We start from the raw sequence: 16,099 nt of genomic DNA, 5'->3' as shown, positions 1-16,099 counted from the left end.
GGGAGTATAGAAGCATGGTTAGCAAAGCACTCGATGGTTTACGCGTGCTCGTACCACGCGGAGGCAATTGGGGCGACAGCATTGCGGCACTGCTGAGAGATTACTCAGCGGTGCCGGTCATTGCGCCGCTTATCAATTTCGCGCCCTCGGAGAACATCCCGGCGCTTGCTAATGCGTTTCACGAACTCGACGATGGTCAGTTCGATTGGCTCGTCGTGACAAGTGCCACAACGGTCGATGTGTTGGTTGCCAGCGGAGTGAGAATTCCTGAGAACACCAGAATTGCCGCTGTGGGGGAGACAACGGCGATTGCGTTGACCCTTGCCGGGTTGCAGGTCGACTTCGTTCCCGAGTTCGACAACTCAGGCCGCGGATTGGTGAAGGAGTGGCCCACTGAGACGGCTGGCCTGCGAGTGTTGGCCCCTCAATCAAACCTCGCCGACACAACCCTCGTCGACGGGCTGGGTGCGATGGGCCACGAAGTTGTGAGCGTTTCGGCGTACACAACGGTTGGGGTGCCCGTAGTAGACACCGTTCGTGAGGATGTCGCATCCGGTCGAATCTCTGCGGTGCTCGTGAGCTCAGGATCGGTAGCCCGCCAAATTGCGGCGCAACTCGCGCCGTTGCCTGAGTCAACGCTAGTGGCGTGCATCGGTCCGCGAACGGCTTTTGATGCCCGTGCAGCCGGTCTTACCGTGCACATGATCGCGGAGGGTCGCACCAGCGAGGCATTGGTAGAAGTGCTGGCAGACTATACAGATCAGTAGACCCTTGAGCGGGGGGTCATCGTCAACTTTTTGCGGGTATTTGGTCTAAAAGTGAATAATTTTATCCTGAAGTCTGGGAAATGCTGGTAATCACGGTGTACGGTTTGAAAACGACATGCCGGAACCCGAACCAGCTTAAGTCTTCTGATTTGCGCGCTCTTACCCTAGAGAGCGTTCTGATTCTCCGGCATACCTACCCGAGGTGCTTGCCGTGTCATCACATTCTTTACTCCGCCCGTTTTCCCGATCAGCGCCGAAAGGCTCTGCGCGGCGCGCCGGTCGTCACCGCGTCGGTAGACGCCGCGCGTTCAGCCGCGCTCTGGTGGCGCTAGCGATCACCGCTCTTGTCGGTGGTGGTGGTCTCGTCAGCGCTGATGCTGCCTACGCTGATGAGTTGGGCTCGGGAGTTCTGAGTCTGGCCAAAGTTGCGAATGTCACCGCGCCACAGGTTCCCGGTGCGACCTTCACCTACTCCATCGGCTTTGGTTGCTCATCCACCACCACCGGTTGTGTCGATGCTGTACTGACCGATGAGATTCCTGCACCGCTCGTCATCGTGGGAACGCCCCTGGTGGTCGGTGTCGGATCATCCTCCGTTGTTGTCACCGGAAACCAGATCACCGTCGCTTTTGCCGATCCCGTGGCGAACACTGACCCCCCCAGCACAGGCCTGTCTGACAGCACCACCGGTTCCGTTCAGGTGACCGTCCAGGTGCCCAGTGATCTCGATAAATCATGGGACAACGCAAGCGTCGTCAACACCGTCGAACTCGAAGCGGTCAACGCAGACCCACGCACCGCGCAAGCGACCGTCAGGTTGCGGGTGCCCACGAAGATCTCGGCATCACTGGAGAAGGTCTGGACGCCAGCAACTGCAGAATACGGTGCGGGCACACTGTCCGACGTCGCGCTCACCGTGGCAAACTCCTCCAATATCGCTGCCTCAACGCTCACGGTCGCTGAACCACGGCTTCCTGATGCCGCCAACAACCCCTTCAACTTCTACGACCTCAGCAGTTTGGGTGCGGTCACTTTCCCTCAGGGTGCGGACCGCGTGAGCGTCGACGCACGCACGGGTGGATCGTGGACTCTAGGTTCTCCTTCAATCGCGGCGACTCTTCCCACAGGGATTGCTGCCCAAGATGTTGAAGCACTCCGGTTCATTTTTAGTTCCAGTACGGGCACGACGATCGCTGCCGCCGGCACTGCCGGCGATGTGGAACTCACTCTTGCCCAGCGCTCCACAAATCGCTCCAACACGGCACTGAGCCTTGCCGCTGGTGGTGTGCGCGAGAATATCGCGCAAGCCACTGTCGCAACGCCGGATGGACCGGGCACGTCGCCGGATGCCCGCGACACCCAAAATGTGGCAGCACTGACCGCAACAGTGTTAATCTCCAAAAGTTTCAGCGTCAGCGCGATCCCGGCCGGTGACACCACCACCGCAACAATTTCCGCGCGAAACACATCGACTGGTGCCCTCACGGCTCTCACCATCGCCGAGCCCACCACTGCCGGAACATTCTTCTCTGAGGAGATCGTCTTCGACGGATTTAAGCCGGCGCTTACGGAATGGCCAGCCGGCGCTACCGCTGCAACCGTCACTTGGTTTGTCAACACGGGCACTGCACCCGTGGCAACGACCGGAGTGACAGCACTGTCAGGGCTCCCGGCAACCCCTGCCCTCACATCAGGGCAGCACATCACCGGCTTCTCGATCGAATACACCGGCACGATCGCAGTAGGAGCAGTTGCCACCCTGGGAGTCGTCGTCGATACGACCAGCGCCGCCGCGGTCAATGCCAGCGGCTCAACCGTCTATCCGAATGCCGTACGCGCAACCGGAACCAATGTCGCCGGCACCGGAGAAGCTACCGCGAGCGCCGATCTTAGTGTGTGGGTGCCGGCGATCGAAGCAAACCTGACTAAGAGCATCCGCCCCAAAGCTGTGTATGCGGGCGGAAACAGTATCGTCGAGCTGACCGCGACCACGCCGGCCGCGACCAGCACAGTGCGACCCAACAGTCTGATCATCACTGAACCGCAGACGCCGGGGACCAGTGCCTACTGGAATGCTTTCGATGCGCTCGCAATCGGTGCGACCGCAGTACCTCAGGGCTCCGTGCTCACCGTTGAGTACTTTGACGGAACGGCTTGGCAGCCGATGGACGGCTCCAGTGGCGTCATCGATGCCACAGCCAACGCACAGATTTTCAGCGCAAACCTTTCCACGCTTCTGCCGAGTGGAGTCACCCCGAGCAGCGTTGAGGGGCTCCGCTTCACTTTCATCGATAGCGACGGATTTGGTGTTGCGACTGCGGTAAAACCAGCGATCGTGTTCCAAGCGAGAACCACCCTTCGCGATGGCACAGGATCGACGGCGACCGGGATCCCCTCGGACTCGGATACTTGGGCCTCGTACCAAAACTGTGGAACTGTCGATGTCAGTGGCACGATTGACGCCACCACCCTGACTGACGACGCGGTTGCCTGCGACACCGCAACCATCATTCCTCTCGAGTCGGATTCTGGTCCGGGTGGCCCAGGTGCTGCCCCCGTGATTGCGCAAAAGGCCATTGATGAAATCACGGCAATTGCGCAATCGCGTCAAGCCGTTGGTGCGACGCTGAAGTGGGGCGTGCAGAGTGCAGGCTTTGCCTCCGTTCAGGTGACCGATAGCCCCGACCCGAGCACCGCAACGGTGGCGTCCACGATGTTCCAGGCCTTCGACCTGAAGCGCATTGACCCCATCAGCGCCGCTCAAGACCCGCTAATTCGCTGGGATGCCGTTCGCAGCGTTGAACTCTACAGCGCATCCGCAAACGCAAACGCCGGCGGCTGGGTCGATATCACCAGTCTCGCCTGCGCTTCAGCAGTGAACTGTGTCGGTAACTTTCCGGGGTACTCCCTCACCAGCGCGCAGAGTGCTGACACCATCGGGGTGCGAATCACGTTTGAAGAGCGCGCAGACCGGGCCGCCATCATCGCGTCAACCGGTGATCCCCTGGCTCCACCGGTCGGCTCTGGCGTTGCCAACCTTCCCTCCGGCTCGTACAGCGGTGCCTTCACTGATGGCCGCAGGATTCACCTCGATCTTGAACTGCGAAACCGAGTTCGCGATGATGCAGCCACGACCGGCCCCTGGGTTACAGCCGTTGAGACGTACAACCTCAGCGACGTAGGAGTTGTTCGCAACACCGTTGGCGTAGCAGGATTCCCTGCTACCGGAGCGCCCGTGACACGCACGGCCTTTGACGACATCACGCTGCTTCAAACTCCGCCGACCGTCGAAGCGACAAAGACTGTGTCGCCGGCAAACCTGACAATCCCGCAACCTGGAATCACTCAAGCCGATTACCCCATCGCGACCTATACGACACGGGTACGGAACACGTCAGCAACCAACGTGGGAAAGCTTCGGCTGACTGACCCGTCAGTGTGTGCCGATGCGAACACGTGTGCGCTCGGTGATAACGACACCCCCTTCATCGGAGCGAGCTACGACCTTCTGACCAACCCCTTTGAGCGTCTCAACCTCACCCGCATCACCATTGCTGCACCGGGTTCGGCAATCGTGGACAGCATCGAGGTGCGTCTGTGGCACCGGGACGCGCTTGGTGTTCTGAGTACTACTGGTCCATTCACCGAAGCACAAGCTGAGGCAATGACCCCAGCACAACTGACGGACGTAATCGGCGTCACCACGCTGTTCTTGGGAGAAGCTGCCGATGGCGGAACGATCACCCCGAGTACTCAAGCAACCGTGACTCTTCGCACGCAGCTTCGGGTGATGGAGAGGAGCTCCGGCCAAGCCATGGCCGTTGGCATCGTACCCAACTCGGTGCTCGTGGGAGTAAAAGACAACGTTCTGTACCCCACGATCTATAGCCAAGACATCGCCAGCCGATCGCTGGGACTTCGCGAGGGCTTTGTGGATGTCGCTACCCGGAAGGACGTCACCCCCGCCAGTGCCCTGATTGCCGCAGCGTCCACAAACGTGACAGTGAACATGCGGGTTCGTTCGACCGGCACGGTGTCACCCAAGACTCTCTCGATCACCGATGATTCAGTAACGTTCTTCAACGCCTTCACCGCAGTCTCTGCCGTGATTCCGACCATGCCAACCGGATCTGACCAAGTGGAGATCGAAGCAAAAGTCGGTGGTATCTGGATCACAGCTGGACCAACAACCAGCGCCGCCGCAGCAATCCCTGCCGGGGTGAACCTTGCTCTGGTTGAAGGAATTCGTGCAACATTCACTCGAAGTGACGGGGCAGTGTTCACTGGAACCAACGACGTCATTAACTTGCGTTTCGTCGCAGCCTTGCGGAGCACACTGCGCGACGGATCTGGCCCGGTCACCTCCTCCGCGAATGCTACCGCCATGCCCGGTGAGACGGTGCCCGGTCGTGTCTCAAACACCGAGACCTCAAGGATCACGTACGACGACCTTTCTGACACCGCGACGGCGAGCGACACATTCGACCTCAGCTCAGGAACGGCCCAAGTTGCCGTCGAGAAAACCAGCATTGGTCAAACCGCTGCGGGCAAAGAGATTCCGTTCAGTTTGAAAGTGCGCAACACCGGAACCGGCTTCCTCGTGAATCCGATCATCACCGACAAGCTTCCCGCTGACGGTTCACTCCGATTCGTGGCATCCGATGTTCCGATTTATTCGACAACGGCCGGTGGAACAATGACCGTTGATGCTGCGCTCATCACGCGCACGTATGATCCCGCAACACAGAGCATTGTCTTCAGCTTCCCACCCGGGTCGCAACTAGCTCCGGGTGAGACGTACACGGTAACCGTGAAACTTGAAGTGAAGCCAGGCCTTGCCGCCGGCACCGTAGGCGTGAACGGTTTGCAGTTCACCAATGACCGCCAGGTTGCAGCCTGCACCGCCCTCAACAATGCCAACGGTCGAACCGCCGTACTCACAGGAAACACGTGTGCCACCGACAACGTGGTCACCGTGCTCTCGATAGGCTCATTCTCCGCCTTCAAGGGAGTCAAGTCGACCCTGGGCACGGCGACCAATACGCGCAACTCCGCGCTCACCTGCAACCCGGATGCCGACGGCTACTACCGTTACCCCTGTGCTGCAGACAGCTCCATCGGTGCAACCGATCAGTGGAAGCTTCAACTGATCAACGGCGGAACAATCGGCTCCACAACACTGTCAGCAATTGACATTCTGCCGAAGCTCGGCGACCAAGGAGTGGTGGACCCGTCAGCACGAGACTCCATCTACACCCCTCGCTTCAACGGCGACGTCACCTTCAGTAGCGAGGTGTCAGGAATCGGATTCGAGTGGTATTTCACCACCGCCGCCACCGTCTGCACCAACGACATTTACCCCTCAATGACACCGTGTGCGGTCAACGAGTGGAAACCATCGTCGGCGCTGGTAGCGGGTACCCAAGGGCAAGTCACCGGAATCAAGACGGTATTTGATTTCAGTGCACTGCCATCCGCAGTCTTGCCGCCGGCATCCGTTCTGAATGTTAGATACACCTCGACGAATGTGCCGAGCATCACCGCCGGCGACGGAAGGGCACCGGTTACTGTGCCATTCGAGAACGTGCGTGCGTGGAGCTCATTCGGCTACTACCCCACCTATGTTGCCGGTGCGAACCCACCGTCACCAGAAGAACCAATCAAGGCCGGAGTTCACCTCGCAGCAGGGTCGCTGGGGATCAGCAAACTGATGACCGGCTCACAGGTCGATCGTGCGCCAAGCTCGGTTACGGCATCAGTGGCCTGCACAATCATGGGCGCGCGCATCGATATGGGCAGCGCTGGTGCGCTGACCCTAGACGCCGCCTCCAACTATGAAGCGCGGATCGACTCAATCCCCGAGGGTGCGCGCTGCGTGGTCACCGAAGACGGTGTGCTTGGCTGGTTTGGGGAACAAGAACGCAACGGCCCACAAACGGTTGATGTGGCAGCAACCTCACGGGCAAGCGATGATGTGCCCACCCTGCAACGTGCGGGACTTGTGAACACCTACTCACCGACGCTGCTCCCCTTCACCGGAGCGCAGGGCATAAACGCCCTCTCGGTGGTTGGAGTGACGGCAATTCTTATCGGGGCGTTGCTGCTTATGCTGCGTCGTCGCCGCCAAGTTTAGGAACGGCGAGGCGGGGCGGACCGATCGGGTCGGTTCCCCCCGCCGTTTTCGCCTGCCGACCGTGCCTCGTGGTCGTGGTTGCGGGTGGTGGCCGCGGGTTACTCGTGCACGTCGACAACTGTGCGACCGCGGACGAGACCGGCAAGGATGTCTTCGCCCGCGGCGATGGTTTCGCTCAGGCCGATCACTGTTGTCACGCCTTCGAGAATGCCGAGGTCAAGATCGCGTTCGAGTCGGCTCCAGGCCTCAAGGCGCAGCGCTCGCGGAGTAAACACCGAGTTGATGCCGACGAGGGTTACTCCGCGCAGAATGAACGGCATCACGCTCGTGTGGAGCTCACTTGATTGGGCGTTGCCGCACGCGGTAACCGTGCCGCCATACTGAGTGGCAGCGATGGCGGAGGCCAGCGTTGTGCCGCCAACAGCATCGATCGCACCATTCCAGCGCTGCTTCATGAGCGCGCGTGGCTCCTCGCTGAGCTCGGCCCGGTCGATGATCGTCGTGGCACCGAGTGTTCGCAGGTAGTCGTGTTCGCTGGTGCGACCCGTGGATGCCGTGACCTCGAACCCCAGTCGCGCCAGCAAGGCGATTGCCACCGACCCCACCCCGCCGACGGCACCCGTCACGAGCACTTCGCCCGAGACTCCACCGCGCTCGATTGCGAGCACCGACAGCATCGCGGTGAAGCCTGCGGTGCCGATCGCGGCGGCCTGCAGGTTGCCAATACCAGCCGGTACCGGCACCACCCAGTCGCCCAGAACCCGGGCACGCTCGGCGAAACCACCATGATGGGTTTCGCTGAGGCCGCAGCCATTCACGAGCACACGTTGCCCCACCGAGTAACGATCGTCGGTGGTTGCCGAAACGACCCCGACAAGGTCGATGCCGGCGATGAGGCGGGGTGCGCGAACGATGCCGGGCCTGCCCGTGAGTGCGATGCCATCTTTGTAGTTGAGGCTTGAGAACTCGACATCAATGGTGACGTCGCCGTGCATGAGCACGCTGTCATCCAGTTGCTCAGAGAGCCCGACGTAGGCCGGAGCTTTAGGGTCGGACTCGTTTTGGGTTACTTCGATTGCGCGCCACATGCTGCCAGCCTAGGACGGCAGGCCGGATTGCGCCTCGCACCAGGCGCACGATCACCGTTGAGCAGCTTGGTAGGTGATCACAAGCTTGTCTGACTAGCGTCGTCTAGATCTCCATAGAGTGCGACGGCGTGGCTGCCTAGGCTTAGCCGTGTTGCACCCCATTCACGAACTTCAACGAAGAACCAGTGATAGCTGGCGACGACTGAAGTCCGACCGACGATTTTCTGAAGAAGGATGACGAATGCGCGCTAGATATGCCCTCCCAGCACTCGCTGCCGTGGCCACACTGCTGCTCACCGGTTGCGTAAACAATTCGGATCCAGACGCGACCGGGGCACGAGATGATTCCGTGGCTGACGAGGTGACAGTCGATGAGGCTGCCGCTGCCCTGCTACCCGCAGCCATCGCAGAGTCTGGCGTACTGAGGATTGGGACGAGTCCAAACTATCCGCCCAATGAGTTCAAGGACGATGCTGGCGAGCCAATCGGCTGGGGGATCGAGCTGGTCGATGCGATTGCGGCCAAGCTGGGGCTGGAATCTGACATCTCCATCGCCAAGTTTGACAACATCATCCCGAACATCGTTGGTGGCCAGCTTGACCTCGGGGAGTCCTCCTTTACCGACACCCTTGAGCGGGAAAAGCAGGTTGACTTTGTCAACTATTACACCGCCGGAATTCAATGGGCGTCGCCTCTCGGAAAAACTGTTGACCCGGACAATGCCTGCGGGCTGAAGGTTGCTGTTCAGGCCACCACCTATCAGGACACGGTCGAGATCCCCGCCAAGAGCGCCGCGTGTGAAGCCGCCGGTAAAGCTCCGATCACCCCGATGCCATTCGACACGCAGGATTCTGCGGCCTACGCGGTGGTGGTCGGTCAGGCTGATGCGTTTAGCGCTGACTCGCCGGTGACCCTGTATGCGATCTCGCAGCAGAAAGACAAACTGCAGTTGGCTGGCGAGACTTTCGAGGTGTCGTCGTATGGACTAGCGGTGCAGAAAGACTCCGGCATGGCCCAAGTGGTGCAGGCGGCGCTGCAATCGATGGTGGATGACGGTTCGTACCTTGAGCTGCTTGACGCGTGGGGTGTTGCCTCCGGTGGCCTTGACGTCATCACTATCAATGCAGCATCCCAGGGTTAGCAGGTAGTTCCCGGGGACAACAGCACTGTGCCGGGCAGATCAGAGCTGGCGGGCAGATAGCTGCAGCCACACCAGTAGGCGGGTCTCTGGGTCTTCCAGTCGCACACCGAAGAGTGGCTCGATTCGGGAGAGTCGGTAGCGCACGGTGTTGCCGTGCAATCCTAATTTGGCGGCCGTCTCTATCGCGTTGGAATTGCAGTCAAGGTAGGTGCGAACGGTGAGCTCGAACGAGGTCTTACGGCGGGCGTCGTGTTCGGCGATTCGAGTGGCGAAGTCGCCCGGAAGGTGGTTGGTGGCCTGTAGCGCCGTAACCAGCTGGCGAAGCTGAAGGCGCGGCCCGAGTGCCTCTTGGTCTGCGACAATCTCGTCGGAGTCGTCGCGGACTCTCCCCTCTTCCATATCGCGCAACAACATCGCAAGCACAGACTCTGAGTCGAGGCGGGACTTCGCTGTGGAAACGATGGGGGTGATGCTTCCAAAGCCTGCTAACACTGGACGGGATATCAGGCGTCTGGCGTGATGGGCGATTCTCAGAACTGCTTCGCGCTGGAAGGACTGCGAGGAGGTCTCCGAGTTCGGCAGCACAATGTAGATGATGTTGTCGGAGATGCCACAGACCGCGGTGGGGAGCCAAACTGCGCAGGCCGCGCGCACCGTATCAAAAAGCAGCAGGCTCGATTGCAGCGATTCGGGCGCATTCTCTGCTGTCCCACTTGCGGCCACCGCGACGACCCGCACGCTGTCGGCGGAGATGCCCAATTGTACGGCAGCAAGCTCTGCCCGATCTGGTTCGAAGAGCAGCGGCTTCACCAACTCGATCTGACGCGTGCGTCCCCCATCATGATTGTTTCGTCGGTGTAATAAGTGGAGTGCGGCAATATTGGCCGCCTCAAGGAGCACCCGGTCGGTGTCGTCGCTCTGTGGTGCCTCGACGTCGATTAGCCACAGCGAGCCGAGCACGATGCTGCCCGCACGGATCGCCACGGCGGAGCGTGTGAGGGAGTTCTTGTTTGGCGCAACCGTGACGACATCGTGGGCCGCATGCACCCGCCGATAATCCTGGTCATTCTGGGGGGAGTGGGGGACGTGCAATTGCAGGATTGAGGTGCGGCGGGTCTCGTCGATCGGCTGCTCGGGGAGGGTTGAGTATGCCAGCACTGTTTGATCCGGGTCGGCGATGGCGATGGCTCCACCGATGAGGGAGGCGACAGTGTTGGCGAGTTCGAACAGGTCTCCGGGGCGGATGTCGACGAGTGACTGATGGGATTGCCCCTGAGGCGTGATCGCCGCGTGAAAGAACTCGGCGAGCTGATCCCAGGGCACAGAATCGGACGCCCGAAACAGGGCAATTCCGTTTCTGCGCGCGGCATCGCGGAACTCGCGGTCTGGTGCACCATGGCTTTTGTAGACCACAGCAACGTAGCCGCACTCTGTGAGCGACTCAAACTGCTCTATGAGATTGCTTCCGCTGAGTGGCATCCCGACAGCGAGCGCCACCGCCCCGGGAAACCGCACCGCTGGGCCGGAGGAGTCGTAGATCACCGATCCCGAAACGTGGTGCTGATCCCCGGATGGAGTTTCGACCAGGCTGGCTATCTCAGTCCCGATCGACTGCATCACCGCTGCAAGCGTCGGCAATGAGCTGCCTCCGGACGGGCGCGCGTCTACCGACTTTTTGTCGGCACCGAGCTGCGGCTTTTGGTAAGTCATAACAGTTTGTCCCCGTAGTTTCGTCACTTCGTCCATAGTGTGCGTGTGGTTGCGATTCTAAGCTGAACAGCACGGCGCCAGATCAGGCAGCGCAGGGAATTCGCAGAGGGGCGCCACGTGAACGTGAACGATGTCAGGCAACTGGTTCAGGTCAAGATGCCCGATCTGTCGAGGCGAAACCGTGTGCTGCGGGATGCCTACAATGTGGACGAATACCGGGCTGCGGCACGACGGGTGCTGCCCAGCGGAATCTTCGACTATCTGGATGGCGGCTCCGAAGATGAAGCCACGCTGCGCCACAACCGTGCAGTGTTCGACCGGTGGGGGCTTATGCCATCGTGGGGGCCCGTCGTGGGCCCCGATACGACGACTACGGTGCTGGGTCGAATCGCTGCACTGCCGATAACGCTCACGCCCACCGGTGCGACCCGACTGTTCCACCCCGATGGTGAGTTTGCCGTCGCAGAAGCCGCACAGGCGGCCGGCCTGCCCTACAGCCTTGCCGGGCTGAGCACGGTGTCGATGGAGAAGATTGCTGGCAACTTTCCCGAGCTGGACCGCTGGTTTAACGTCGGCCTGTCACCGGATAAGGGTGTGTTGCAGGCCAAACTCGATCGGTGTGCTGCGGCCGGATACCGAACGATCATTGTCACCGTGGACACGCGGGCGCTCGGTTCTCGGGAGCGCGATCGGCGCAACGGTTTCACCGCCCCGCCGGCCCTCACCCTTTCTTCGTTGATCGGAATTGCATCGCGCCCCGGCTGGTGGGTGAACTTTCTTCGTTCGGAGGGCATCCGTTTTCCCAACTTGGAGCCGGCGGAGGTCGAGGGATCCATGGTGACCCCCTCCATGTGGGAGCAGATCCTTGGCCATTCTGAGTCGGATCAGGGGTGGGACGATGTTGAACAGTTGCGTGCGGCGTGGCCGGGCAAGATCATCCTGAAGGGCACGGTGAACCCGAACGATGTTGCAACGGCAGCAAGCCTCGGTGTGGATGCCGTTCAATTGAGCAACCATGGTGGGCGCCAACTTGACCACATGTTGAGTCCGATGGATGTGATTCAAGAATCTCGGCAGCGTGTGGGCGATTCGATTGAGCTCTACGTCGATTCCGGAATTCGCCGGGGCAGTGACATTGTCAAGGCCATCGCGTTGGGTGCGGATGCGTGCGCCATCGGTCGCCCTTACCTGTATGGGTTGGCGGCGGCGGGAACGGCGGGAGTCAGCCGGGTGCTCGAGATTCTCGCTGAGGAACTGAGGCGGACGATGACCCTGGTGGGGGTGTCGTCGATCGCTGAGCTTAAGGGGCGGGGATCGGAGATCCTCCGCACGGTGACCCGGGAGGAAGATTAGCCGAAGGAGAAGGCTAGCCGAAGAGGATTGCGGCTTCGTCGTAGCGTGACTGGGGCACCGTATTGAGCTTGCCGAGGGCTTCGTCGAACCCCACGTGCGTGATCTCGGTGCCCTGCAGCGACACCATCCGACCCCACCGTTCATTCACGATGGAGTCGACGGCGGCCATTCCGTAGCGGGTGGCGAGCACCCGGTCGTAGGCGCTTGGCGTTCCACCGCGCTGGATGTGGCCGAGTGTGGTTGAGCGGGTTTCGAGTCCGGTGCGGGCCTCGATTTCGGGGGCGAGCATGTCTCCGATTCCGCCGAGACGAGGACGGCCAAAGGCGTCGAGCCCACGTTCGGAGTGGGCGTCATCCATGGTGTCGAGAGTGAAACCTTCGGCAACCACAATGAGGGGAGCGCGGCCACGGTCACGCACCGAGGTCACCCATTCCACGATCTGGTCCATGCTGGTTTTCTGCTCGGGGATGAGGATGGCGTGAGCGCCGGCAGCCATGCCCGAGTGCAGGGCGATCCAGCCGACGTGGCGACCCATGACTTCGGCGACCATGCAGCGGCCGTGGGAATCGCCGGTGGTGCGGAGGCGGTCCATGGCGTCGGTGGCGATTTGGGTGGCGGTGTCAAAGCCGAACGTGTAGTCGGTGCCGGAGAGGTCGTTGTCGACAGTTTTGGGGACTCCGACGATCTTGATTCCGGCATCCGTCAACCGTTTTGCGGCCGCCAGGGTACCTTCGCCACCGATAGCGATGAGGGAGTCAACGCCGAGGCGTTCCATGTTTTCGCGCACCGTTTCGGCACCATTGGTGCCCTCGAACGGGTTGGTGCGGGAGGTGCCCAGAATGGTGCCACCCTCCTTGGAGATACCTTGAATGTCTTTGCGCCCCAGTGGGATGATGTCGCCTTCGACGACTCCGCGCCAACCATCGCGAAAACCGACAAGCTCTCTGCCATAAATTTCGGTTCCCTTGAGCACTGCGCCGCGAATGACTGCGTTCAGGCCGGGGCAGTCGCCGCCGCTGGTCAGGATCCCAATCTTCATGGAACTATCATGGCGCATTCTGGGGATTGTCTGAGCCACGGTGCAGATGGTGCGTTCTATTGCACCGTCAACGACGCAATGAACGGATGCGCGGCACACGCCACCGTGGCTGCATGTTCATCGCACACCACGAACTGTTCGCGGCAGGCGGGGTTATGACAGTTTTCGATGCGTCTGGTTGCCGCACCGCACTGGGAGCAGTGGCCGATGGTTTTGGCGTCGGCGGTGAAGTCGATGGCCATGCGTTTGTCGAAGACGTAAAGGGAGCCGTTCCAGAGGCCTGCGTCGCCAAACTTTTCGCCGTAGCGCACGATGCCGCCGTCGAGTTGGTAGACCTCACCGAATCCACGGCTGCGCATTAACGAGGAGAGCACTTCACAGCGGATGCCGCCGGTGCAGTAGGTGACGACGGGCGTGTTCTTGAGGTGGTCGTATTTGCCACTGTCGAGTTCGGCGACGAAGTCGCGGGTGGTGTCAACATCCGGAACTATCGCATCGGTGAACTTGCCGATCGCCGCCTCGATGGGGTTGCGGCCATCAAAGAAGGTGACGTCTGTGCGGGCAACCAGTTCGTGGAGTTCTTCGGGGCTGAGCTTGGTTCCGCCGCCCACCACGCCGTTCTCGTCGACCTGTAGTTCGCCGGGAGCGCCGAAACTGACGATTTCGTCGCGCACCTTCACGCTGAGGCGGGGAAAGTCGTTGCCTTCGCCTTCGCTCCACTTGAAGTCGATGTTCGTGAAGGCGGGATACTCACGTGTTTTGCGGATGTAGCGTTTCACATCGCGCAGTTCGCCTCCGACGGTGCCATTCATGCCGTCTTTGGAGAGGATGATGCGACCGCCGAGCCCCAGTGATTCGCAGAGGTCGCGCTGCCATAACCGCACAGCCTCCGGGTCAGCTAGCGGCGTGAACACGTAGAAGAGCAGAATTTTGGGAACAGCCACAGGGCAAGTTTACGGGGGTTGGGTGGGGGTGGGCACGTTACCGCTGAGTGGAGTCGGTGTCGGCGCGCGCTAGGTCATCTTCATACAGCTTCGCCGCATATTGCTGACGCACGTAACTCGGGTGAGCAAATTCTTGCCCGAGGATTTGCCCAAAGCTGAGCCCTATTTCGGGGAAGATCCGGCTCCAGATCCACGCCGTGTAGAGGGCTGACGAAATAATCGAGCCAAACAAAAATACGAAACCGATGGAGGGATCCGCGGGGGTCATGAACACGAGAATAAGCATCAGGCTCATGCCGAGAGCAAACCCGCTGAGCAGCGGAATGTGCCGGGTATGAGGGGTGCGGGCGTCGCTCAGGAGAACCCCGGCGAAGAGACCGATGGCGAATGCTGCGAGTGTCCAGACCATGAGGGGAACTCTACGCCCGTGCCAGCGCGAAGTCGACCCTAGCTTTGCCGCCTATCGCGCGATAATTCAAGAGTGTGTGAGAGCGCTCTCTTGACAAGAACCGAGCGAGTCGCCTAACGTGACTCTCACACTCGTGAGAGCGCTCTCACAGAATTTCAGCAGAGCGATACGAGGATCACCACATCCCATCCACGCACCACCCGCACGCACACACAAAGGAGTGACCGTGAAGCGTTTTCCGCGCACAAAGTTCGCTGCTGTCGTCGCCGGCGCAGCATCCATCGCCCTCATCACCACCGGCTGTTCGGCCGGAACCGACTCCGGAACCTCGGCAGGCGGCGATGTCACACTGACCGTCGCCACGTTCAACGAGTTCGGTTATGAAGACCTCTTCGCGAAGTACGAAGAGGCCAACCCGAACGTGACGATCAAGCACAAGAAGGCGGCAACGTCGAACGAAGCGCGCGACAACCTCACGACGCGCCTCGCAGCCGGTAGCGGACTCAGCGACATTGAGGCCATCGAGGTCGACTGGCTGCCGGAACTCTTGCAGTACTCCGACCAGTTCATCGACCTCGCCTCAACCGACGTTGATGGTCGCTGGCTTGACTGGAAAGAAAAGGCAGCAACAGATGCCGACGGCCGTCTCATCGGGTATGGCACCGACATCGGCCCCGAGGCCGTCTGCTACCGCGCCGACCTCTTCGAGGCAGCTGGCCTTCCGACCGATCGCGCTGCGGTCGCCGACATGCTCGGAACCAGCTGGGACAGCTACTACGCAGCTGGCGAGAAATTCGTTTCTGCTGGCACGAACGTGCCCTGGTTCGACTCGGCCGGAGCCACTTGGCAGGGTGTAGTCAACCAGATCCCGAACGCCTACGAAAAGGAAGACGGCAGCATCATCGCCACGGAGAACCCCGAGGTCCGCAAGGCCTACGACAGTGTTCTCGATGCAAGTAGTACCCTCTCGGCCCGCCTCTCGCAGTGGAGCGACGACTGGACCGCAAGCTTCCAGAATGACGGATTCGCGACCATGCTCTGCCCAGGTTGGATGCTCGGCGTAATCTCCGGAAACGCCGACGGCGTCGCAGGATGGGACATCGCCGACACGTTCCCCGGTGGCGGAGGCAACTGGGGAGGCTCATACCTGACCGTGCCGAACCAGTCCAAGAACCAAGAGGAAGCTCAAAAGCTCGCCGCGTGGCTCACCGCCCCCGAACAACAGCTCAGTGCTTTTGCTTCGAAGGGTACCTTCCCCAGCCAGATCGATGCTCTCGCGAGCGACGAGCTCCTGGGTGCCACGAACGAGTTCTTCAACAATGCGCCGACCGGCGAGATCCTCGCCAACCGTGCCGCAGCCGTCGACGTAACACCGTTCAAGGGTGCGAAATACTTCGCAATCAACGACGCCATGCAGCAGGCAATCACGCGGGTAGAAGACGGCCTGATGTCGGCTGACGAATCCTGGGCCCAGTTCGAGAACGACGTGAACGCGCTCGGCTAACAACCGACACA

At 60.7% G+C, this 16,099-nt stretch carries 10 protein-coding genes; 5 read left to right on the top strand and 5 right to left on the bottom strand.

What is annotated here, in order from left to right:
• Window positions 1–14 precede the first annotated feature (14 nt).
• Window positions 15–767: a uroporphyrinogen-III synthase gene (locus FB472_RS07470; protein WP_141990372.1), complete on the top strand. Its 753-nt coding sequence runs from the start codon at window positions 15–17 to the stop codon at window positions 765–767.
• A gap of 211 nt (window positions 768–978) precedes the next feature.
• The gene (locus FB472_RS07465) at window positions 979–6,900 is read left to right on the top strand and encodes a beta strand repeat-containing protein (RefSeq protein ID WP_141990371.1); all 5,922 of its coding nucleotides are present in this window, start codon (window positions 979–981) and stop codon (window positions 6,898–6,900) included.
• 98 nt (window positions 6,901–6,998) lie between these two features.
• Here FB472_RS07465 and FB472_RS07460 read toward each other — a convergent pair whose 3' ends face one another.
• Window positions 6,999–7,988, bottom strand: a complete 990-nt coding sequence (locus tag FB472_RS07460; protein WP_141990370.1) for an MDR family oxidoreductase — start codon at window positions 7,986–7,988, stop codon at window positions 6,999–7,001.
• Window positions 7,989–8,229: 241 nt separating this feature from the next.
• On the opposite strand from FB472_RS07460, the gene FB472_RS07455 reads away from it, so the two are divergent.
• On the top strand, window positions 8,230–9,129 hold the full coding sequence (locus tag FB472_RS07455) for an ABC transporter substrate-binding protein (protein WP_141990369.1): 900 nt from the start codon (window positions 8,230–8,232) through the stop codon (window positions 9,127–9,129).
• Window positions 9,130–9,168: 39 nt separating this feature from the next.
• On the opposite strand, the gene FB472_RS07450 is transcribed toward FB472_RS07455, so the two are convergent.
• Window positions 9,169–10,839, bottom strand: a complete 1,671-nt coding sequence (locus FB472_RS07450; RefSeq protein ID WP_170192052.1) for a PucR family transcriptional regulator — start codon at window positions 10,837–10,839, stop codon at window positions 9,169–9,171.
• A gap of 117 nt (window positions 10,840–10,956) precedes the next feature.
• Between FB472_RS07450 and FB472_RS07445 the strand changes: the two genes are divergently transcribed.
• Entirely contained in the window at window positions 10,957–12,192 is a 1,236-nt protein-coding gene (locus FB472_RS07445) for an alpha-hydroxy acid oxidase (RefSeq protein ID WP_141990367.1), read from the top strand.
• Window positions 12,193–12,205: 13 nt separating this feature from the next.
• Here the strand turns inward: FB472_RS07445 and FB472_RS07440 are convergent, their stop codons facing one another.
• From FB472_RS07440 to FB472_RS07430, 3 genes are read right to left on the bottom strand one after another with little or no spacing between them, the layout of a single operon-like run.
• Entirely contained in the window at window positions 12,206–13,231 is a 1,026-nt protein-coding gene (locus FB472_RS07440) for a 6-phosphofructokinase (RefSeq protein WP_141990366.1), read from the bottom strand.
• A 56-nt stretch (window positions 13,232–13,287) separates the two neighbouring features.
• Window positions 13,288–14,175 carry an oxygen-dependent tRNA uridine(34) hydroxylase TrhO gene (trhO, locus tag FB472_RS07435; protein WP_141990365.1) on the bottom strand — a complete coding sequence of 296 codons (888 nt, stop codon included), beginning with the start codon at window positions 14,173–14,175 and terminating at the stop codon, window positions 13,288–13,290.
• Between the two features lie 37 nt (window positions 14,176–14,212).
• Complete coding sequence (locus FB472_RS07430) at window positions 14,213–14,584, bottom strand: hypothetical protein (RefSeq protein WP_141990364.1); 372 nt, start codon at window positions 14,582–14,584, stop codon at window positions 14,213–14,215.
• A 220-nt stretch (window positions 14,585–14,804) separates the two neighbouring features.
• On the opposite strand from FB472_RS07430, the gene FB472_RS07425 reads away from it, so the two are divergent.
• The gene (locus FB472_RS07425) at window positions 14,805–16,088 is read left to right on the top strand and encodes an ABC transporter substrate-binding protein (protein WP_425467216.1); all 1,284 of its coding nucleotides are present in this window, start codon (window positions 14,805–14,807) and stop codon (window positions 16,086–16,088) included.
• Window positions 16,089–16,099 lie beyond the last annotated feature (11 nt).

It is taken from the genome of Rhodoglobus vestalii, from assembly GCF_006788895.1.
Lineage (GTDB): Bacteria > Actinomycetota > Actinomycetes > Actinomycetales > Microbacteriaceae > Rhodoglobus > Rhodoglobus vestalii.
The sequence above is the reverse complement of the archived record's forward strand: the minus strand, read 5'-3'. Positions and strand labels throughout refer to the sequence as shown.